Source organism: Xanthocytophaga flava (genome assembly GCF_030068545.1).
Classification (GTDB): domain Bacteria; phylum Bacteroidota; class Bacteroidia; order Cytophagales; family 172606-1; genus Xanthocytophaga; species Xanthocytophaga flava.
The window spans coordinates 187,928-208,986 of sequence record NZ_JASJOR010000002.1; the positions used below are offsets into that span (position 1 = coordinate 187,928).

The 21,059-nt window shown below is 39.5% G+C and carries 19 protein-coding genes; 6 read left to right on the forward strand and 13 right to left on the reverse strand.

Annotated features, from left to right (window positions below; all coding sequences use genetic code 11):
• The first annotated feature begins 35 nt into the window (after positions 1-35).
• Positions 36-2,276: a xanthine dehydrogenase family protein molybdopterin-binding subunit gene (locus QNI15_RS03540; RefSeq protein ID WP_314030542.1), complete on the forward strand. Its 2,241-nt coding sequence runs from the start codon at positions 36-38 to the stop codon at positions 2,274-2,276.
• A 153-nt stretch (positions 2,277-2,429) separates the two neighbouring features.
• Here the strand turns inward: QNI15_RS03540 and QNI15_RS03545 are convergent, their stop codons facing one another.
• The 7 genes from QNI15_RS03545 to QNI15_RS03575 all read right to left on the reverse strand — a co-directional run bounded on the left by QNI15_RS03545 (position 2,430) and on the right by QNI15_RS03575 (position 10,373).
• The gene (locus QNI15_RS03545; RefSeq protein WP_314000871.1) at positions 2,430-3,329 is read right to left on the reverse strand and encodes a helix-turn-helix domain-containing protein; all 900 of its coding nucleotides are present in this window, start codon (positions 3,327-3,329) and stop codon (positions 2,430-2,432) included.
• 394 nt (positions 3,330-3,723) lie between these two features.
• Entirely contained in the window at positions 3,724-5,037 is a 1,314-nt protein-coding gene (locus tag QNI15_RS03550; RefSeq protein WP_314000874.1) for an XdhC family protein, read from the reverse strand.
• 122 nt (positions 5,038-5,159) lie between these two features.
• Positions 5,160-6,155 carry an aldo/keto reductase gene (locus tag QNI15_RS03555; protein WP_390902154.1) on the reverse strand — a complete coding sequence of 332 codons (996 nt, stop codon included), beginning with the start codon at positions 6,153-6,155 and terminating at the stop codon, positions 5,160-5,162.
• A gap of 323 nt (positions 6,156-6,478) precedes the next feature.
• Complete coding sequence (locus QNI15_RS03560; protein ID WP_390902157.1) at positions 6,479-7,564, reverse strand: Gfo/Idh/MocA family protein; 1,086 nt, start codon at positions 7,562-7,564, stop codon at positions 6,479-6,481.
• A 264-nt stretch (positions 7,565-7,828) separates the two neighbouring features.
• Positions 7,829-8,137 (reverse strand): immunity 53 family protein, encoded by a 309-nt coding sequence (locus QNI15_RS03565; protein ID WP_314000875.1) that lies wholly within the window; start codon positions 8,135-8,137, stop codon positions 7,829-7,831.
• A gap of 23 nt (positions 8,138-8,160) precedes the next feature.
• Complete coding sequence (locus tag QNI15_RS03570) at positions 8,161-9,252, reverse strand: alkaline phosphatase (RefSeq protein WP_314030546.1); 1,092 nt, start codon at positions 9,250-9,252, stop codon at positions 8,161-8,163.
• Between the two features lie 176 nt (positions 9,253-9,428).
• Complete coding sequence (locus tag QNI15_RS03575) at positions 9,429-10,373, reverse strand: ligand-binding sensor domain-containing protein (RefSeq protein ID WP_314030547.1); 945 nt, start codon at positions 10,371-10,373, stop codon at positions 9,429-9,431.
• A gap of 312 nt (positions 10,374-10,685) precedes the next feature.
• Between QNI15_RS03575 and QNI15_RS03580 the strand changes: the two genes are divergently transcribed.
• From QNI15_RS03580 to QNI15_RS03595, 4 genes are all read left to right on the forward strand, one after another.
• The gene (locus QNI15_RS03580; RefSeq protein WP_314030549.1) at positions 10,686-11,267 is read left to right on the forward strand and encodes a dihydrofolate reductase family protein; all 582 of its coding nucleotides are present in this window, start codon (positions 10,686-10,688) and stop codon (positions 11,265-11,267) included.
• 115 nt (positions 11,268-11,382) lie between these two features.
• Positions 11,383-11,700 carry a hypothetical protein gene (locus QNI15_RS03585; protein ID WP_314030551.1) on the forward strand — a complete coding sequence of 106 codons (318 nt, stop codon included), beginning with the start codon at positions 11,383-11,385 and terminating at the stop codon, positions 11,698-11,700.
• Positions 11,697-11,975, forward strand: a complete 279-nt coding sequence (locus QNI15_RS03590; RefSeq protein WP_314030553.1) for a hypothetical protein — start codon at positions 11,697-11,699, stop codon at positions 11,973-11,975. The genes QNI15_RS03585 and QNI15_RS03590 overlap by 4 nt, the downstream gene beginning before the upstream one ends.
• Before the next feature lie 138 nt (positions 11,976-12,113).
• A complete protein-coding gene (locus QNI15_RS03595; RefSeq protein WP_314030554.1) occupies positions 12,114-12,662 on the forward strand; it encodes a dihydrofolate reductase family protein in 549 nt (182 codons plus the stop codon).
• A gap of 154 nt (positions 12,663-12,816) precedes the next feature.
• On the opposite strand, the gene QNI15_RS03600 is transcribed toward QNI15_RS03595, so the two are convergent.
• The 4 genes from QNI15_RS03600 to QNI15_RS03615 all read right to left on the reverse strand — a co-directional run bounded on the left by QNI15_RS03600 (position 12,817) and on the right by QNI15_RS03615 (position 17,891).
• Positions 12,817-14,340 (reverse strand): T9SS type A sorting domain-containing protein, encoded by a 1,524-nt coding sequence (locus tag QNI15_RS03600; protein WP_314030555.1) that lies wholly within the window; start codon positions 14,338-14,340, stop codon positions 12,817-12,819.
• 247 nt (positions 14,341-14,587) lie between these two features.
• Complete coding sequence (locus QNI15_RS03605; RefSeq protein ID WP_314000895.1) at positions 14,588-15,436, reverse strand: DUF6624 domain-containing protein; 849 nt, start codon at positions 15,434-15,436, stop codon at positions 14,588-14,590.
• Between the two features lie 407 nt (positions 15,437-15,843).
• The gene (locus QNI15_RS03610) at positions 15,844-16,299 is read right to left on the reverse strand and encodes a hypothetical protein (RefSeq protein WP_314030556.1); all 456 of its coding nucleotides are present in this window, start codon (positions 16,297-16,299) and stop codon (positions 15,844-15,846) included.
• 158 nt (positions 16,300-16,457) lie between these two features.
• Positions 16,458-17,891, reverse strand: a complete 1,434-nt coding sequence (locus QNI15_RS03615) for a TlpA family protein disulfide reductase (RefSeq protein WP_314030558.1) — start codon at positions 17,889-17,891, stop codon at positions 16,458-16,460.
• A 629-nt stretch (positions 17,892-18,520) separates the two neighbouring features.
• Here QNI15_RS03615 and QNI15_RS03620 point away from each other — a divergent pair.
• Positions 18,521-19,228 (forward strand): hypothetical protein, encoded by a 708-nt coding sequence (locus QNI15_RS03620; protein WP_314000900.1) that lies wholly within the window; start codon positions 18,521-18,523, stop codon positions 19,226-19,228.
• Between the two features lie 446 nt (positions 19,229-19,674).
• On the opposite strand, the gene QNI15_RS03625 is transcribed toward QNI15_RS03620, so the two are convergent.
• Together QNI15_RS03625 and QNI15_RS03630 are read right to left on the reverse strand one after the other, a co-directional pair.
• Positions 19,675-20,070 (reverse strand): (R)-mandelonitrile lyase, encoded by a 396-nt coding sequence (locus QNI15_RS03625; RefSeq protein ID WP_314000902.1) that lies wholly within the window; start codon positions 20,068-20,070, stop codon positions 19,675-19,677.
• An 84-nt stretch (positions 20,071-20,154) separates the two neighbouring features.
• Entirely contained in the window at positions 20,155-21,015 is an 861-nt protein-coding gene (locus QNI15_RS03630; protein WP_314000904.1) for an aldo/keto reductase, read from the reverse strand.
• Positions 21,016-21,059 lie beyond the last annotated feature (44 nt).

Sequence of the window (21,059 nt, forward strand, 5' to 3'; positions counted from 1 at the left end):
CTTACAGTCTTTCATTTTGCTTATAATCGAAAAAGATGGAAAATACATATAGCAGGCGTTCCTTTCTGAAATCTTCCTTACTCTCCAGTGGTGGCTTATTGTTAAGCTTTACCTGGTTGTCAAGCTTTCGTTCTACTGACAAGATGGAAGAATTACAGCTTTCTGAACAATGGAATCAGCTAAGTGGATATATTAAAATTACCCCAGATAATGTGATCAAAATCATGTGTCCTAATCCAGAGTTTGGACAAAACGTAATGACCTCATTATCCATGATGATTGCAGAGGAACTGGATGCAGACTGGAACAATGTAGTGGTTGAGATCGCACCATTTGACTCTTCCCTATATGCTCGCCAGTTTAGTGGAGGTAGTCAATCAGTACGGCAGGCCTGGAAACCACTGCGTACAGTGGGTGCTGCTGCCCGTCAGATGTTGCAGCAAGCGGCTGCACAAACTTGGGGTGTCCCAGTAAACGAAGTAATGACAAAAGCAGGTGTGTTGTCGCATGCAAGCGGAAAAACTGCTACGTATGGAGAGATGAGTAGCAAAGCAGCAGCGATTCCTGTACCCAAAGATGTTAAGCTAAAAGAAGTGAAATCCTTTAACATTGTTCGAAAAGCACAAAAGAATGTTGAAAGCAAAAAAATAGTTACCGGCAAACCTTTGTTTGGTTTAGATTATCAGCAGGAAGGTATGCTCATTGCGATGATGGTTCACCCACCTGCTTTTGGCATGCAGTTAAAATCGTTTGATGCATCACAAGCGCTGAAAATGCCAGGCATTACAGCAGCTTTTACCATTGATGTATTTCCGGATACATATGCAAAAGATAGTTTTGACACATGCTCCTTTAATGAACTGGTAGTTGTAGTGGGTAAAAGCACATGGGAGGTAATGAATGCCCGCAAGAAGCTGAAAGTCGAATGGACACTCACTCCTGAAAAGAAAGAAACTGTAAATATGTTTGGACGTAAAGTCGAACAACTGGTTCCGGCCGGGCTTGAAAACACAAAGGGGCACCTGGAAAAAATGAAAGAGATGAGTGCTAAATCTGCCAAGCTTTTACGAAAAGACGGTGATCCGGAAACAGCTTTCAAAAATGCGGCAAAAGTAATCGAACGCACATACACCGCACCTTTTCTGGCTCATAATTGCATGGAGCCTATGAACTTCTTTGCCCATGTCACTACCGAAAAAGCATTACTGGCCGGACCACTTCAGGCTCCCGAATTTGCAGAAAGAACTCTTTCAGCACGATTAGGCTTGCCAATAGAAAAAATTGACATACAAATGACCCGGATGGGTGGTGGGTTTGGACGCAGAGCCTATGATCATTATCTGGTAGAAGCCGCCTTGATTTCTCAGAAGGCGAAAGCACCTGTTAAACTCATCTATACCCGTGAAGATGATATGACCTATGGTATCTATCGCCCCATGTATACAGCCACTTATCGTGCAGCATTGGATGCCAATAAAAATCTGATAGCCTTTCATGTCAAAGGAGGAGGTATTCCTGAACATCCGGTGCATGCCAATCGTTTTCCGGCTGGAGCCGTGGATCACTATATGGTTGAAGGTTGGGAGATTCCGTCCAATATAACTGTTGGAGCTTTTCGGGCTCCCGGCTCTAATTTTAATGCGGCAGCTGAACAATCGTTTTTAGACGAACTGGCAGAAGCAATGGGAAAAGATCCTATTGAGATGCGTCTGGAACTATTGAAAAGGGCAAAGGAAAATCCGGTAGGAACAACTAATGAATATGATGCGGATCGGTATGCAGCTGTTTTGCAATTATTGAGGGAAAAATCGGGTTGGGGAAAATCCGAAAACGGCAAATACGGTCGAGGTGTAGCAGCTTATTTTTGCCACAACTCGTATGCTGCTCATGTTGTAGATATGGTTATGAAAAATGGACAACCTTATGTCGAAAAAGTAACCAGCGTGGTAGATTGTGGCATTGTTGTCAATCCGGATGCTGCCACTAATATGGTACAGGGTGCCGTTGTAGATGGTATTGGCAATGCATTGTATGGGGCGTTGACTCACAAGGAAGGGGCTCCGGAACAGAGTAATTTTCATAATTACCGCATCATTCGTAACAATGAGGCCCCCAAGAAAATAGATGTTCACTTTATTCAGAGTGAAGTTGATCCGACAGGTTTGGGAGAGCCACCCTTTCCACCTGTATTTGGGGCTGTAGCCAACGCTTTGTACAAAAGCACAGGTAAACGATTTTATAACCAACCCTTCAGTACAGAGTTTTCCAATTCGTAGAAAACACATCAGGATTCTGAATACAATGGTTCAGAATCCTGATAAAATCTATTTAGAAAGTTCCTTAACAGATGCACTCTATTCTTCTTCTATGAATATATCTTATCTCTAATCAAACTACGATCTAGAACAGGAGTTCAGATAAATAGTTAGCTAACTATTTCTGAATCTGGAAGGATTGACGCCTACATGTTGTTTAAAAAAGTTATCAAAATGCGTGACTTCCGGAAATCGTAATGCATAGGCAATTTCTGATATCTGCCAGTTGCTGTGTTTTAAAAGAATCTTTGCTTCCTGTAGAATACGTTCGGCAATCAGGTGTGAAGTAGTTTTCTGGGTTATCATTTTAATCGCCCGATTCAAATGGTTCACATGAATATTGAGTTGATTGGCAAAATCAGAGGCTGCCCGCAACTTTACCTGCTGATGAGCCTGATCAATCGGAAACTGTCGTTCCAGCAGTTCTAAAAATAGAGATACAATTCGTTGAGAGGCATTTAATTGTTGCTTTTCACTTCGGGCTGCGGGCTGTATTTTCATAGCAAAATGAATCAGTTCAAACACCAGATTGCGTAGCAGGTCATACTTGTATGTATAATCTGAATGGATTTCTTCAAACATCCGTTCATAGATTGCATGTACTCTGCTTACCTGTTCGTCAGTCAGTTCAAAGATATGTGTGCCCTCCGGTTGAAAAATGGTATACTGAGCCAGATCGCCAAACTGATGAAAAAACTGCTGATTAAAAATACAGTAAAAACCCTGCCGGATATTGTCCAGATGTTCCCATTTATAGGGTATTTGAGGATTGGAAAAAGATAAGGCCTGTTTGTGTACTTCCACTACTTTATCAGCATAGTGCACCTTACTTTTACCAACAACGAACATAATTTTATAATAGTCACGTCTTTTGTAGGGAATAGAAGTGGGTTGTCCTTCCACTAAAGGCTCTAAGCGAAACAGATTGAAATGCCCGATGCCATTACCCATACGATCAGGCAATCGGTTAAACTTTTGCTTATATAATTCTTCCAGGGTTTCTACCTTATTCATAGGATCAATGTTAAACTGTATAACAAAACAATAGTCTAGTGTAGCTGCAATGATCTCTGGAGTAATTGCTTATGTATGGCTAAAGCCCACATTGATTGTATGCCATAGAAAGATGGCAGTGGCTGGTTTGTAAAGGTTTGGTTTCGGTTCATATCAGGTAGAAATTAAAAAGTGGTAAAACAGCAGACTAAAGATCGTCAATCTATTTTACACACATATATATTTTAGACAATCGACAAATTGCCCCTACGATATAACATTGGGTGCCTGTTTATCGCAGTTGGGCGAGAAAATAAGTTGTTTGTCGAAAGAATATCCAGTTTGGAGCGGATAAGAGAAGGTAGGCCAGATTTATATTCTGGCATAAGGAGATACTGAGTGGGGTATGCTTATCTCAAAGAGTAGCCTCTTTAAAAACCTGATCGCTTTGGGTATCACGATGATGGATAGGTCCCTGCCGCAATTTGAGAAAACCAGCCTGACGACGGGTGAATCTTCCCATGACTTCAGCTGTAATGGCCACAGCAATTTCATAAGGAGTTTCTGCTCCTATGTCCAGTCCTATCGGAGCATGAATCCGGTCCCAATCTTTATCCGAAAAATATATACCCTGATCGGTAAATTCAGCTATCATTTTCTCAAACCGCTTTTTCGGTCCCAGGATACCAATGTAGGGAGTAGTAGTTTTTAGCAGTTTTTTCAGGATATCCCTGTCATACTCATAATTGTGAGACATAAGTACACAGGCAGTGTTGGACTGGACTACAAACTCCTGGTCTACAAATTCTCTGTGACAAAGTGAAAGCGTATCTGCCTGAGGAAAGAAAACGGGTGCAATATGGGCTACACATTCGTCAGTAACCGTTACGCTCCACCCCAGGTTCTTAGCCAGCTGACTCAGAGGACGGGCATCAAATCCACCTCCAAAAATTAGTAACTGAATGGGAGGTTGTATCAATTCAAGAAATATATCAAACGTCTCTTCGCCGACCGTATACTGTTGGGCTCTGGATTTTTTGGCTCCCAGCAGTTCTATCAGGTCCTTTTCAAGCTGGAAGCAAAGGTCTGGATACTGAATATTCTCGTCTATGGCAAAAGTTTGTTTCACTACCATTTTTTTCCCAAGAAATGCTTCATTACCTGAAAAGATAGTAGCCACAGCAACCTCCTGCTGTAAATTAATCAGTTGCTCAAAAAAATGAATGGGATTAGCCATATCATCAGGGTCTACCGCTTCGAAGAGCACATCTATCACCCCATTACATCCTAAATTAATGCCAAGGTTTTTATTTTCATCATCCCTCGTATCATATGTAACACATAGGGGTGTTTTCTCCCGCATAACCTGGCGGGCTTTACGCAAGGCATCTCCTTCCAGGCATCCTCCACTGATAGAGCCAAACCATCTGCCATCATCAATAATAAGCATACGGGCACCAGGGCTTCTGTAAGAAGAACCTCTTACCTGAACCACAGTAGCCAGAGCCACATTTTGTTTACCCAGATCCAGGTTACGGTATGTTTCACAGATAGTATGCAGTTCATTCATAGTACTGTTATCCAGATTCCACTTTAACACAGATACAAAACTATAGGAATAACTCCTAAGAAAACAACGAAAATCAAACCAATTATTACGAAAATCAAACGAACAGGGCAGATTCAAAATAAGGCATCCACTGCTTTTGCCAATGGATGCCTTATTCATTAGTTATTCAAAGTAACCATATTAATAACAAACGGATATGTTACATCGCTTTTCTCTAATTAAAAAGTTTTATTTACATCCTGCCATCTTCTTCATGTCGGCATCTGTAGTGTAGGTGTACATCACTTACCGACTCTTTGTTGTAAGTGTTGAGGATATCTGGCTCCCTGTACCTGTATAGTTGAAAATACTTCCTCAATCTCCTGTAGATCCTCTTTAGTTAAAACTATCTGCGCAGCCTTCAGGTTTTCTTCCAACCGATGAATTTTGGTAGTACCTGGGATCGGAGCAATCCAGGGCTTTTGAGCCAGCACCCAAGCCAAAGCTATCTGTGCAGGAGTGACCTGTTTCTTTTTGGCAAACTCCGTCAGCTTCTCTACCACAATCTGATTGGCTTTTCGATTTTCCTCATTGAATCGGGGCACTATATTTCGAAAATCCGTTGGGTCAAATTTAGTGTTTGCATTGATGGTACCTGTGAGAAAGCCTCTGCCAAGCGGACTAAAGGGAACAAAACCGATCCCTAGCTCTTCCAGTGTAGGAAATACTTCTTTTTCAGGTTCTCTCCACCAGAGAGAATATTCACTTTGCAGCACTGTAACAGGTTGCACTGCATGTGCTCTGCGGATGCTGTCTACCCCTGCTTCAGACATACCAAAATATTTTACTTTTCCTTCTTTGATCAGCTCCTTCACTGTTCCTGCTACATCCTCTATGGGTACAACCGGATCTACACGATGTTGATACAAAAGGTCAATCCGGTCTGTTTTTAATCGTTTGAGCGCTGCCTCTGTCACATTCCGGATGTTCTGTGGGCTACTGTCCAGGCCCAAATCCGTTTTTCCATTCTTGAATCCGAATTTGGTTGCAATCACCACCTGATCCCGAAACGGTGCCAGTGCCTCGCCTAAAAGCGCTTCATTTGCAAAGGGGCCATAGGCTTCGGCAGTATCGAAAAAAGTAACACCCAGTTCGAACGCCTTGCATAGTAATTTGATAGCATCTTCTTTACTTGTTTCAGGGCCATATCCAAAGCTTAACCCCATACAACCCAAACCGATTGCGGAGACTTCCAGTCCGCTGGTTCCTAATCTACGTATTGGCAATTGTGCAGACATAACCTATAGATTTAAAATGATGGTACAAAAGTAACTTCACCTCCAAACACAAAACAATGAAAATCAAATAACTTCCTACGGAAATCAAACAATTTTCGTAGGAAGTTATTCAGAGCAAAATTACTTCTATTGCTTAGGAGAAATTTTTGATTCCAGTCAACCACTAAGTCAGATTGTGTATGAGTTAGGACCTCATGGCAAATAGAGTTCGGTTTCCGAGCAAAAGCACACTCCAGATCCAAAGGCCGCTGGTCTTGTCACGCCTGTCCCTCCGTAGCGGAAAGATTGTTTTAGAAGGACAAAAACCAACGAAAGTGATTAATTTATTTCAACAAAACAGTCTTTCCTGACTGAGCAGAATTTTTAGCAGCTTCCAGGATTTCAACTACCGTTACATTGACAGGCAATTCGTACAAATCATTTTTGTCCAGTTTTAATCTACCTCGTACTACATCTGCCAGAACAGAGAAAGGATCTGTGAATGGAGCCGGACGGGGTTCTATTTTCTTTCTTTCTTCAGGTGCTTTCTCCTGCAAACGTTCTCTGATCGTTACAGGATCTACTGCCACTGCATACCCCATCGTTCCATATACTTCCATATCCTTACGTGAGAAAGTCCAGTTCCAGGATGCCTGGATAATACATTGTGCTTTGGCATATTGTAAAATAATGGTAGCCTCATCATCTACTTTCTCATAAGCGTTGGGTTTGTTCTGGTGAGTAACAGCTGTCACAGAAACAGGCTTCTCCCCTTTTAGTAACCATGTCATCAGATTGGCTCCATAACAACCAAAATCAAACAAAGCACCTGCCCCATTTTTAGCAGGATCGGTTAGAATATCAAAAAACTCCTTACTCACTCCAATCTCCTTAGGCCCCTGATGTCCATCATTGACCATTACTTTTCGGATTTCTCCTAGTTTCCCTGCCTGGTACAAATCGTTGATATATTGGTTGCTGGCATACCAGGAAGTTTCAAAGTTGGTCAGCACTTTAATATTGTTTTTCTCTGCCAGACTTTGAATTTCCTTTGCATCTGCCAAAGTAGTTGCCAACGGTTTTTCAACCATTACATGGATTTTTCTGGGAGCACAGGCACGTACAACCACAATGTGATCACTGATGGCACCAAAAGCTGACACGGCTTCTGGTTTTATTTGATCCAGCATTTTAGCCAGATCATCAAAAAACAGACTTTTGTCAAGCTTGTACCGGGTCATATAGCGACTAACCAGATTGGGATTGGGCTCGTAGATACCTACAATTTTCGTATCATTTTTGCTCTGACGATTAAATGCCCAATCCACGTGCCCATGACTTAATCCGGCAATAGCCAAACGAACTGGGTTTTGTGCAGTAGCTTCTATGACAACCATAGCTGAAAAAAGAATAATCAATACATACTTCATACGGCTCATGAGTGGTGATGTTATCGAAAGTAGTTTAGATACGTTGAAACAGGAACCAGAATAGTAGGTTCTATTGAGACACTGTAAATTAAACTGAACTAAGCGATAGATCACATCATTTCCAACTAACTTTTTTCAAAGCAGTTCAATTAGCGTATACACTTTCTCTGAGCCAACTATTTTTATAGTGATAGTTGGATGCAGATTATAGCATAAAAGACCAGAAGTAAATGGAGCTATTTCACTCCTGGTCTGTAAAGGGTATTACATCTCAGAGTCTCTTATAGTATCCTCAACAATCTTTTGAAAATTAAGTAATAGAAACTCTAGTTTGGATGGATCGCCAAATGCATTATATTGCTTATTCTCTATCTTAAAACCATAGAAATCACCTTCCTCTTTTTCAAAGTATTGATAAGGAATAACCACATCTTCTAAAGCTGTCTCCTCTAAATCTATTGTAACATTCCATCCTGGATTATCCAGTGTCTCAATTTTAATTCCAAAGCCATGTTCCCAATCCCCATTACATTCATTAGCATACCAGTCCTCAAGCCATTTTAAAACATTCATATGACAAATGATTAATTTGATGATTAGTAAGCTTTGAACCCAAAAGCATTTAGCATCTTGTCGAAAATCTTTGTATTCGGATAGATTCCTGAAAAAGCTTCAGATCCAGGGCCATAGGCAAAGACAGGGATCATCACGCCAGTATGGTGTTTGGTCACAAACTGACCTTCTACCTTCCCGGTTTTCATATCACCCCCTACCAGTGCAAAACCACCTGTCTCATGATCGGCTGTAACAATCACCAGGGTATTTCCATCTTTCTGAGCAAAATCCAATACAGCTCCGATTACCTTATCAAAATCAAGCATTTCATTAACGATATACTGAGTATCATTGGCATGTCCGCCCCAGTCAATCTGAGATCCTTCTACCATCAGAAAGAACCCTTTTTTGTTTTGAGTCAGTAGTTGAAGAGCTGTTTGGGTAGATTGAAGCAACTGGTCGCCTCTGCCTTCTGAAAATTTAGGCAATTCTTCATCTGCCAGAAAACCTGCCAGCTTGCCCGATATAGTTTTGGTCACCTCAGGAAGTGAACTGGCAATCTGGTAATTTTTGGCCCGAAGACTATCTACCAGATTCTTTCCATCTGCCCTTTGGGTAAAATGTTTTCGGCCACCACCAATGAATACATCCACATCTGTTTTCAGGAAATCAGCGGCAATTTCTTCTACCATAGTCCGCTTCGGCTGATGGGCAATAAAAGAAGCTGGTGTGGCATGTGTCATAGAACAAGTCACGACCAAGCCCGTAGACAACTTATTATGTTCGGCAATTTCCAGTATGGTAGGCCGGGCATGATTGGTAGAATCGACACCAATGGCTCCGTTATTAGCTTTATAGCCAATAGCTAAAGCAGTTGCCCCTGCCCCGGAGTCGGTTACATAATCATCGGCAGACTGGTTTTTATGGAAGCCTACATAGGGGAATCGTTCCAGATTCAAAGAACCTTTGTTGGCCGTAAGGCCAGCATAAATCTGTGCAGTTCCCATGCCATCCCCAATCAGCAGAATAACATTCTTAGGGTGTTTGGACTTCGCATTTTTTTGAGCAAAAGAAGGACAAAGAGTAAGAAACGGGATAGTAACTAGTAGGGTTGAGAAAAAACGTATTTTCATTCGGGTTAAGTGGTTAAATGAAAATGTAAGAGATTATTAGTAGAAACAGAGTAATCTAGCTTACATTGAGAACTCTTTTTTGCAAAAGGTCAAAAGTAGAACCTGTCATCTAAAAATTAGAATTTTTAATTTTATCAAAATGTGAATTCACATTTGAATATATGTTATTGAAGTATTTATTTCGAAAATTTAGTAAATGTTTTTCCGTCGTAGCGGTACAAACCTGTTTCATTTGTCCCTATCCAAAAATTTCCAGAGTTATCTTCCAAAATTGTCCAGATACCGCTATTCGTTATCCCATCTTTTGTTGTAAAACGGGTGAAAGATTTACCATCGTAACGGCTAAGTCCACCACCAAACCAAAGGTTTCCTTTCTTATCCTCCATAATTCGAGTAACAACATTATCAGCTAAGCCATCATTTTTTGTAAAGGTTTTAAATGATTTGCCATCATAACGGTAGGCTCCTTTCCAACTACTAAACCATATATTCCCTTTTTTGTCCTGCAAAACGGGCCAAACCCAATCATCGCCATTTGGTTTAAGATGGGTTATGGTCTTTCCATCGTAGCAATATACGCCTGGATTACAACGCCCACCAAACCAGAAGTTACCAGCTTTATCTTCTAAAATCTTTTCTATTTTAAAACTACAATCTTTTACTTCTTCGGTAACAGTAAATGAAACGAATGATTTTCCATCATATACATAAACACCAGCACCTGTTGCAAACCATAGTTTTCCACTCTTGTCCTGCATAATACTCCATACCTCATAGTCACTACGGATCGTATCAGTTGGTAGAGCGATTTGAATTTTAGTAAATTTATTGTTATTGTAAAGACAAATACCATCGGAGGTGCCTATCCAAATCTTATCGCTTTTATCTTTCAACATACACCAAACCGTATTGCTGTTCAGTCCATTTGCCATCGTGAAATGGGTGAAAAAATTTCCGTCATATTTATAAATACCATCGGCTGTGGTGCCGAACCAAAGATTACCCGCTTTGTCTTGCAGGCTACAATGAACATTGTCACCTTTATTCAGGCTCTGGGTTTTTATAAATTTTTGGCTGTTGACAGATAGTGTGTTGGATTCATTTTCTTTTTTCTTGGGCATGTTTGCTTGAGCTTGTCCGATGCAGTGACTGCTCATAAGTAATATGGTTAGAAAAGTAGAAGCCTGGAGTTTCGAGAAGTATTTTCCCATTATTGAAATTGTCATTAATGCTCTGAACAAATGATGATTTGGGTATATGTGAAGAACAACAAACTTAAAAGGTTTTGTATTGGGCTCAGGTTAATGACTTGTTAATGAAGTGAAAAGTTTTTGATTGATTTTGCCGCAAATGCCACTGCAAAATGTCGTATTTACACTCGCGTTCGACCACTTAAATACCCAATTTTACAACACTAAACAAATCATGAAAAAATGAGAAAGATTATTGCATTTATGCACATATCGCTTGACGGTTTTGTAGCAGGACCAAACGGAGAGATGAACTGGATTAAGGTTGATGAAGAAATTTTTGATTATGTCGGGAAGCGGATAGGTGAAGGCGATACTGCCTTATATGGACGGGTAACGTATGAGATGATGGAAAGTTACTGGCCAACTGCAGGAGACAAGCCGGATGCATCCAAACATGATATTGAACATGCAAAGTGGTATAATAAAGCTCGCAAGGTTGTTTTATCAAAAACAATGAAAGACACCGATTTGACTAATACAAAAGTTATTAGTGATAACCTTGCGAACGAAATACATAAACTAAAACAATCCAGCAATGGTGAGAGTGCAGACATCCTGGTTTTTGGCAGTCCGACAACCACCCATGCGCTTATTCAGGAGAACTTACTTGACGGCTACTGGCTATTTGTGAATCCTGTTATTCTTGGACAAGGTATTCCACTGTTTACCGGTATCAAAGACAAAGTAAACCTGAAATTATTAACTACTCATCGCTTTGGCTGTGGAGTAACGGAACTAAATTACATAGTAGAGAGACAATAACACACCCACTAATACTACTAAAAATACTCTAAAGATGGGTCTACATTGCAAAATCACTTAATTGCTTAAGTTCTTTTAACATACTACAAAGTAGACTTGGATTTTCACTAATAGTATGGAATATAACACTGAATATATACGTATCCATTATGCCTTAATGCAGGCATTTATGATTAATGCCGGATCAAATATTTTGGACGTAAGCTATGTAGTAGAAAAGAAAAACCTTACCATTCAGATTGTGTTACTGGCAGAAACCGAACTTGGAGAGCATAATAAAGGCAAAATTTATAAGGACTTGCCTGACTATACTATAATTTTTGAAGAGATATATCTAACAAGGGAAAAATTCAATGAAACAAAAGGGGAATGGATGCCTAAATATTATACATGGCTGCACTATCTCCTTTTTTCCAAAAGCGAGGTTATATGAAAGATGTATATATGAAATATCAGGCATGTCTGCTTTGTGATGCATTACACAGAAATATAAATGACAATTTTTTAAGTGTTTCCTTTGAGCTAACAGAAAATCAAGATATCCGGATACGAATAATTTTAAAAAACAAGACAGAAGTAGAAGAAGAGTATATAGGTGATCTCTTGGGCGAATTTGAAGCACAACAGGGAGAAAATAATATAGCTGATATAGAAGTTTATGTGAATGAAATAATTGATCCTCTACAACATATTGTATTTCAGTGTTGATTCGCAGGTGACAAGTTTTTCCTTCAATAAACTTTATATAATGCCGGGTTGCAGCTATCGTATTAGATTGCGATAGCTGCAACCCGGCATTATACTATGTTCACAAATGACTCTTAATGTAAAATAACTAAAACAGATATGAGAAAGATAATTGCAGCAATCAATATGACAATTGATGGATTTTGTGATCATACAGCATCAGAGCCAGATGAAGAAATACATCAACATTATCAGGAACTGTTAACCGACTCAGGTGTGATTCTATATGGCAGAATAACGTATCAACTGATGAAATTCTGGCAAGATCTGGTAAAAAGTCCTTCCGGTGAAAAATCAATGGACGACTTTGCTTTGGCGATAGACAAAATTCCAAAAATCGTCTTTTCACATACGCTCAAAGAAACCGAATGGGATAGTGCCCAACTAGCCAGTCAGCCTATTGAAGAAGTTGCGTTAGCCCTCAAACAACAATCAGATGGGGACATTTTAGTGGGTAGCCGGAGTTTGATTATACAGCTCATGAAACTGAATCTGATTGATGAATACCAACTGTGTATTCATCCGGTTTTGGCAGGAGGCGGTTTGCCATTATTTGAAAATGTAAACAACAGCACTATTTTTAACCTCTTAAAGACTAAAACCTTTGGTGGTGGAGAGGTATTGCTTTACTATACCCGCAAGATGTAGCCACTATAAAATGAGGGTATTGTTTTAAAGATATAAGTGAGCAACTTGGATATTTTTTGAGTTTGAACCACCAGTCATTCTGTAAAGTGAACACACTTACAATCAACGTAAGATGAAGTTATTAGAATCTTTCGTGAAACACTGTAAATAAAGCTTATTGTTTTACCACTTTAGTAATCTTTCGTTGTTTTCCTTCTTCAAATACCAACTCGAGGATATACAATCCCTTCGCTAATCCATCCAACCGGATATTGTCTCTACCTCCAGGCATCGGCTGTTGGGAAAGCAATCGACCTGTTATGTCATAAATGTGTAACTGATAAGGATCATTACACCCATCCATCTGGAGATTAATTTCGCCTGTAGTTGGATTAGGAGAAACTACAACACTACTACTGGTACAGTCTCCATCCACAGTATTATGGGGAGTCAGATTATTAAAATAACTATCCATAAAGTTAGGCAAACCTGCCCAGAAGCCTTTTACAGGAAAATCAAATGAGACAGCATTTACATCACAATCAAACCCTTTTGCATTAGGATTGGCGATCACCACCATGCGCCGGGAATCTGGCTCTCCTGAGACGGAAAAAATACCATAGAGTTTCCCATCTGGTGCCAGTTGCATGGCAACGTAGGGTTGAACAGCGATATCGTGGATATTAGTGTAAGGATTGCCATCGATAATACTCCTACGTGAAGCGATGATTGCAGAAGAATCACCTGCCTGTAAATCGTATTGAACAATCAGTTCAAGAGGTTTCTTTACCCAGGGACTCAGACTTTGCGCATAGAGTTTGGAGTTATCTGGAGAAAAAGAAAGACCGTATTGGGAGATAATACCACCCAGGTTAATTAGGTTGGAAAGATGTCCCGTTTTCGCATCAAAGTCAAACAGTTCAAGAGGATAGTTAAAGGCTTCAAAAGAAGGAAGGGCAACAGCAATTTTTTTGCCATTGGGAGATGCCTTCAACTGCCCACCCAATTCAAAGGCAAAGAACTCTGAGCTGTGTTGTGAACCAATCGCTGTAACAACAGCCCCTTCAATTCCTTGTGCGGAAACAAGATAACTGCGAAATTGATTGCTCTGCCACTGGTGGGTAACCAACCAATAGTCTCGCCCGTTGGTGTGGCGCACAGCCGCCATCTTTTCAGTAAGATCTGTATCCAATACTCTATTAGACACAATTACTTCTCCTCTTCCCTGATCACCAGCCATGTCAATCACACAATATTTCAATACACAGGCTTGTTGTGAGCTTGCTCCTGATGAACAGTACAGTCCGTCAATCACAGTGCCGAGTGGCGGATGTAGAGAAAATACATAGTATCTGCCAGGGTTACCAGGTACAGGAGTAATCACGGCAGCCTGGGTCTTTCCGTTAGGGCAGTCGAGCGGATAGGTAGTGTCCATGTTTTTCATCGGTTGGTGATCGCGGTTCCAGATGCGGTAGCCATTGGTATAAAACAACAAAGCACCACTTTGTGCATCACACATAACCGCACTACCGCCTGCAGTATTCATGGCATTATCAGTAATTACACGGGGTGCACCACTACTGAAATCCAACCCTGCACGGTTGCCAAAATACCAGATGGTAGCCTCTTTTTGTCCCCAGGCAGGACATAGAGACAGGCAAAAAACTAAATAAATAGCTGCGTATAGGTATCGTCTCATAAAAGGGATTCATAGAAAGAGCAGAAGAATCCTTGAGTAAGACATAGCTGTAATCTAAAGACTACATTTATGTATGGCTTCGTTAGAGGCAAATTTATATTTCAGAAACGAAGCGTTTGTATTTAATCCACAAGTTAAGCCATTAAAAATAAGGTCTTTACTAGAATTACATTCTGATGGCAATAGAGAGATATACAATGCTGTACATGATCATCCTTTGCTGTTCTGCCAGTGTTAGCTACGCTTCTTATTTATCTCTTCTATAGTCAATACCAAAGTGTTCCAGGTATTCCTCTATTGGCCCCAATCCAACTTCTTCCCGTATTTTATTCACATTTTCCGGATCTTGCAGGGGATACAAAACCCATTTATCACTTCCGTTGGCCTTTGTCACTTGTGAACCATACTTTTGTTTTTCGCCTCTGTCCATCAACATTCTGTCTTCCATTAAAGCAACTTTACTCCACTGTAAATCACCTTTATCCGCACTCCGTTTGATTAGAGGAAAGTATTTTTCCCGTACATTTTTTCCTGCATGTTGAATGACAAGAAATGCTGCGTCAACACTCTTGCTGCCATGTACTTCCGCTGTTGGGAAACCACAATTTTCAATTATACTTATCACTAGCTGCTGGTTTTTCTTATCAATAGCATTGTCCTTAACAGTACCCTCACTTCGATTACTTTGATCCGTTTCGTAAACCTGATCCATAATAGTAGCAATCTCCGAACAATTAACACTGACTAGTGAAATGGGCTCACTTTCTTCAAAAGCCGCTTTTAATTTTTCAACTAAAATTTTATCTTCTCTAGTAGCTTTCCGTAATACAACTTTAACTATCTCATCCTTCACATTTACATAAAAATCTCCAAAAACCTCATCAGAACTTTCCTTCTGAACACTTTCCCTGGACTTAATAGTACCCAGGCTATCTGTAAAGATAGTTTTATCTGTAACATAGTTTCTGGCCTTAGCATGTTCCAATATCTCTTTATCGCTTAGTTTTCTTAAGTTATCCGATTTATGTCTTTCAGCAGTCTTGCAGGAGGAAAGTGTAAGAAGGAAAAATGATACTATTATAAAAATTTGTCTCATTGGTGTTTTTATTAACAGGTAATAAGTGTCCTTTCATGTATACACACTTAAACAAGGGTGTATGCATGAAAAAATCTCAAATAAAACGATAAAAACCAATAAAAAAGTAGTTTTATTTGAAAAAATACCACTATCAGAAGGCACTTAAATGCTATTGGACTTTATCTTTCCAAGGAGGATAATCCATAGTGTCACTTCTGACTACATAAAGTGGATGTCAGAGTTGAACCACCTTTGTCTAATTTGTCATTTTTGTTCAACATTAACAACATATCAGACTTTATGTGGATCAGGCTTAGGTATACAAAATTTTCCAGATAGGAATTACTAAAGGAAATCAGCCATCAGATCAAACATAAAAAATCTTACTTGTACCATAGAGGAATTGAGATAGGCAAGTTGACAACTCATCCTTCGCCCACAAAATTTTCAATATCAAAAAATACAGTAAATGTAATTTTGGATGCCCGACCAACATTCAATGTAATTATCTGCTTCTCAATTCCATACATAGATTCTTGAAAAACATACGGAGAGACATCATCGGTTTTCAGATTTCCTTTGGTCACAGACACTGTATCTTTTCCTTTGAGTGATACTATTTCCATATTATATCTCTGACTTGATTTTAAATTGGGAAATCTGAATTCATACAGGATGTGTCTGTGTGGATCTGCTAGGGAATCATCTTTTATAAATTTTTTGTAGTGAAGTTCAGAGCCACTTTTTACATTTTTCCAACTCTTGAAAGAGGCAGCATCTCTCCTTTCCATCAGAGAAAAATTAAGCTGTGTTTCATTTTGTTCCAATTCCACAAAAGACCAGAAGCTGAACACAATAAGAAAACCAATAACCCAACGCATATGAATAGCTTATTTTGGTTGACAAGATAGTATTCATAACAAAGAACTAAAACTATACCAGGTAAATCAGAAGCACATAATCACTCAGTAAATCAGTCCAAAAGCGATAAATGGATTCTTGTGCAGTTATGTAAAGAAACAGGTAACTCTGCTCCTATCTAATACTTTGCCAAATCACTTTGAAGAAGCAGGAGAAGATCTTGTATTTTTTTCTCGCTGGGCCGTGGGGCATCATACAGAATAACTTTTCCATCCCGATCAATAATCGAATAATGAGGCACCGTATTTAGCTTGAAAAATTTTCCCAGAGCAGACGTGCGAGACATAACATAATGTTGGTGATTAGTTAGCTTATGTTTGTCAATGGCCGCCAACCATTTAGCCTTGTCATGGTCAATGGATACAAAAACAAAAGCTGTCAGAGGCTCACTTTCTGTATCTCCGATTACGGACTGTGTCAAGTCTGGGTAATATTTCATTTCTGCCCTACAAGGTCCACACCAGCTTGCCCAGCAATCGGTATACATCAGTTTCCCTTTGTTTTTCACCAGAATCTCTTTCCAGGAAATCTGTTTACCGCTTGGGTCAGTTAATGTTGTATTTAGTTCTTCCGGACTGAAGTGATAATTATTGATTTGAAACAATCTATCCAAGTAGGTTATATAGTCTTTATCCTGGGCTACATTTTTAAACTGAGTCAGATACACATCGAAGTTTTTTACCTTCTGATTATGATAGGTCTTCAACAGCCTGAATTGTAGAAACTCCCGGGTTTTGCCTTTAAAAACCTTCTGAGCAGTGTCCCATTGTGCTTTGAATTCTTCCTTTTTACCCAGCGATTCTCTACAAAGAAACTGGTTATAATTAAATACTACCTGATCCTGATAATGTAAAAAGCCGTACTCATCCACCATTGATATAACCTCTGAACGTAAACGCTTTATTCTCGCCAGATAACTCTCAGGTAATTTTTCATATGGTATTTTACCTTCAGTTACAACCGAAAATAAATCTGCCAGATATCCTTGTGTAATCTGCTTCCGAACACAAAACACAAAATCTTTTCCTGCCTCACAGCTATCCGAAAGCTGCTGTAAACGTTGTAACTGTTCCTGATATCGGTTTTCGAAATAGGTTCCTACCTGCTCAAAATCACTCACACTATTCCATTCATTCCCCAAGGAATTTCTAAAAACGAGGCGATTGTTCTTGTTTAATTTCTGCATTATTTCCATTTCGCAGGCAGGAAGCCCCTTAACAACAACAGTGTTCCTGGACTCTTGTATGGTGATGGTTTGGTTAGGTCTGATATAGACAGGAATCTGCGCCTGTACAGCAGCTACTAGCAGAATAGAGGGTTTAAACCCGCGATAAGTCATTTTAGATTGATCTTCTTTCAGATGCATGGCATAATTCTCGCCATATTTATCCCAAAAGCTAGCAATATGATAAAATTCCGGATAGGCACTTCCAGGGTTTTCAGACTTAACAACTATAGAATCAGTCTGTTGACCTGCAACATGATACCATTTGCCCACAAACAGAATAAGAAGGCACACATTCATCCATTTCTTTTTCGATAGTAGATACATGTTGAAGAAGGTCAATAGTAGTACACTAAGTGTATTACCTGGTTATCACTTTATAGAGAACACTAATAGCACGAGAAAATGGTCAGTAATAATGAATGAGATTAAAATACTATACTGGATGCGATTTTATGATTGATCTACATTAACCTTACAGGCCAAAAATACTTATACTTTAAAAATGTATTCATAGCAAACTTCTGAAGCCATATCAGCGTAAACTATTTTACACAGTAATATACATTAAAAAACCTCATTTAAAGAAAATAAATTTGACATTTTTAACAAATTGGCGTATAAGACGTATTCTTCAACAAAAAACTATATCTATTTAGTAAAAGATGGCTATACATAGTATCTTATTGATTTCAGGGATATTGACACTAGTTGACACAATTAACAGGCTTAGTAAAACCAGACATCGGGCACTACATTATATACTATTTGTAGTAATAACAGGGCTAGTTGTTCTGGCGAACGAAATAGCAAAAGCTGAAATGCCGCAAGACTCCAAATCAGAGAATAGAACGAATGTGAATAATTCCGAATCCAAAAGACAAAACATCCAAAACATATCGTATAAATATCAACAAATCAGTATACACTCAGAGAGGCTAATTGACTCTAGTTTCTTGTCGAAGCTTACAAGAATTGGAGATTTCGAATTGAAAGGATACAAGATTTTTCAAGTTGTAAAAGGTCACTCATCTATCAAAGAAACTGATAATACATTGTTAATAGTGATGGATGAAAGGTTACATGGCCTCAATGGAACTCTCACTTATTATGCCTATGGCAAAGGGGTTACCGTTCCTGGCTTTACATCAGACTCAACAATGGAACAGACATACAACCTTAAAAAAGCTCAACTTCTTGTTGTGGACAATCATTTGCGTATTGTATATCGTGAACAATTGGATGCAACTACTGCCAGGGTCGACAAAGTCTTCTTGTATGGTGATGCAAACAAGCCAACGTTCGTTTTAACAAAAGATGATTCTCAAGGCTCAGGATCATACAATGGTCCCGTTTCTTTTTTCCTGGAGATGGATAAAAAAGGGATACACTATATATTCGACAAAGGTGGATTTATGACAAGCCTGAAAAGAGGATGGTGTATTTCACATAGAACCACTCCAAAGGAAATACTCTATCAGCAAACAAATCCCAATTCCAGTAACCCAACAGAGGAAGACAAGAAGTTTGTTGTTTCCTACATCCGGTGGCATTATACAAATGGCCAATGGGTAAAGTCAAAAAAGGAAGAATATGGATTCTGGGAAAATTGGGAACAGGATACAGGTGTCGATATTGATGAGTTTTATTCCAAGTTTAGATAAACGTTGCAGGAACTCATACAAATTTATCAAAGCTCTTGTTCCAGAGCAAACACCTTACCTCCCACAACGCTTCGCTTCTGTTTTTTTGAAGTGAACAGAATACCAGTCTTTGACAATCGTGACTGGAAATATAGTCATTCTGTAAAGTGAACAGAGTTCAGATATTTTTTCAAAGTGACCATACTTCCAGTCAAACTAAAAAGCGACTGGAAGTATGGTCAAAACAAAAAGTGAACAGAGTTCCGGTCATTTTCAAAAGTGAACAGAATACCAGTCAAAAGTAAAAATGATTCGAAGTATGGTCACTTCATTTGCTGAACAGTTTTCCAGTCACTCGGCCATCAATTACCATTTTGACCATAGTTCGGATATTGTTGTCATATGACCTGAATTCCAGTCACCATTTGGATTACTCCAGTCACCATTTGGATTACTCCAGACACTGATTACTTACGGTACTGTTCATCTGTTACTTTCTCCATCCAGTCAACAACTTTGCCGTTTAGATTTTCCTGTATGGCTATATGAGTCATTCCGTTGGTTGGAGTAGCTCCATGCCAGTGCTTTTCGTTCGCCTCAAACCATACGATATCGCCCGGATGGACTTCCTCAACAGGCCCACCCTCCTTTTGTATCCAGCCACAACCTGCTGTAATAATCAACGTTTGTCCCAGAGGATGTGTATGCCAGGCTGTTCTTGCTCCCGGCTCGAATGTAACGCTGGCGGCAGCTGCACGTCGGGCCTCATTGGGATCAAACAATGGATCTATACGTACAGCTCCACTAAACCAATCTTCCGGTCCTTTAGCAGAAGGTTTTGAACCAATTCGTGTTATTTGCATGCTATTCTGATTTAACTATCCTGTGTAATTGAACGTATGTATCTGTACGATTAAGCGAAACGGGATCAAATAGAAAGATCTGCTTTACTTCTTCTTAAATACAGGAAATTTGCTGGACTCTCCATAATGCTCAATCTGTTCCATATTTTTTAAGAACTCCATATCCTCTTCAGAGATAACAAAGTCTACCTCTGCATTGGCTTTCATACGCTCCGGATTGGAAGTTTTAGGAAGTGGAAGCAGATCAAGCTGCAGATCGTAACGAATACCTAACTGAGGTACCGAAACATTGTACTTTTCTGCTATGGCAGCTATTTTGGGATTCTTTACCAATTCGCCATGTCCAATTGGTGAATATGCCTCTACAAGAATGCCTTTATCCTGACAGTATTGAATCAGTTCTTTGGGTGTATTGCTAATATGTGCTAAAATCTGATTTATCATTGGTTTGACAGAACAGGACTCAACTATGTTATCAATATCCGCTTTTTCGAAATTTGAAAGGCCAATGGCACGAAGCTTTCCAGCTTTATACGCTTCTTCCAGTGCTTTCCATACCTGACGATTTCCGTCAAAGTAAGGATCACTTCCGTGAAATTTAGGCCAGGGTTTTGGACTGTGAATAATCATCATATCAATATACTCAAGCCCTAATCTGCTAAGGGAGGCATCAATAGATGCAACAGCCTCATTGAATGACTTTATTTCCGCAGCAAGCTTGGTAGTCACAAAAATCTCCTCTCTCTTTACCCCACAGGTTTTAATGCCTTCTCCAACTCCCCTTTCGTTCTGGTATGCCTGTGCTGTATCAATATGACGATAGCCTATCTGTACAGCATCTTTTACTGCCTGTACAACTGCTTCATTGTTTATCAACCAGGTTCCCAAACCTAGTTTGGGGATCTGAACGCCATTGTATAGTGTATAGGTTTCCTGTAAAATCATAGGTATTACTTCCTTTGTTTTATATGTTCAACTTACTTGAAATC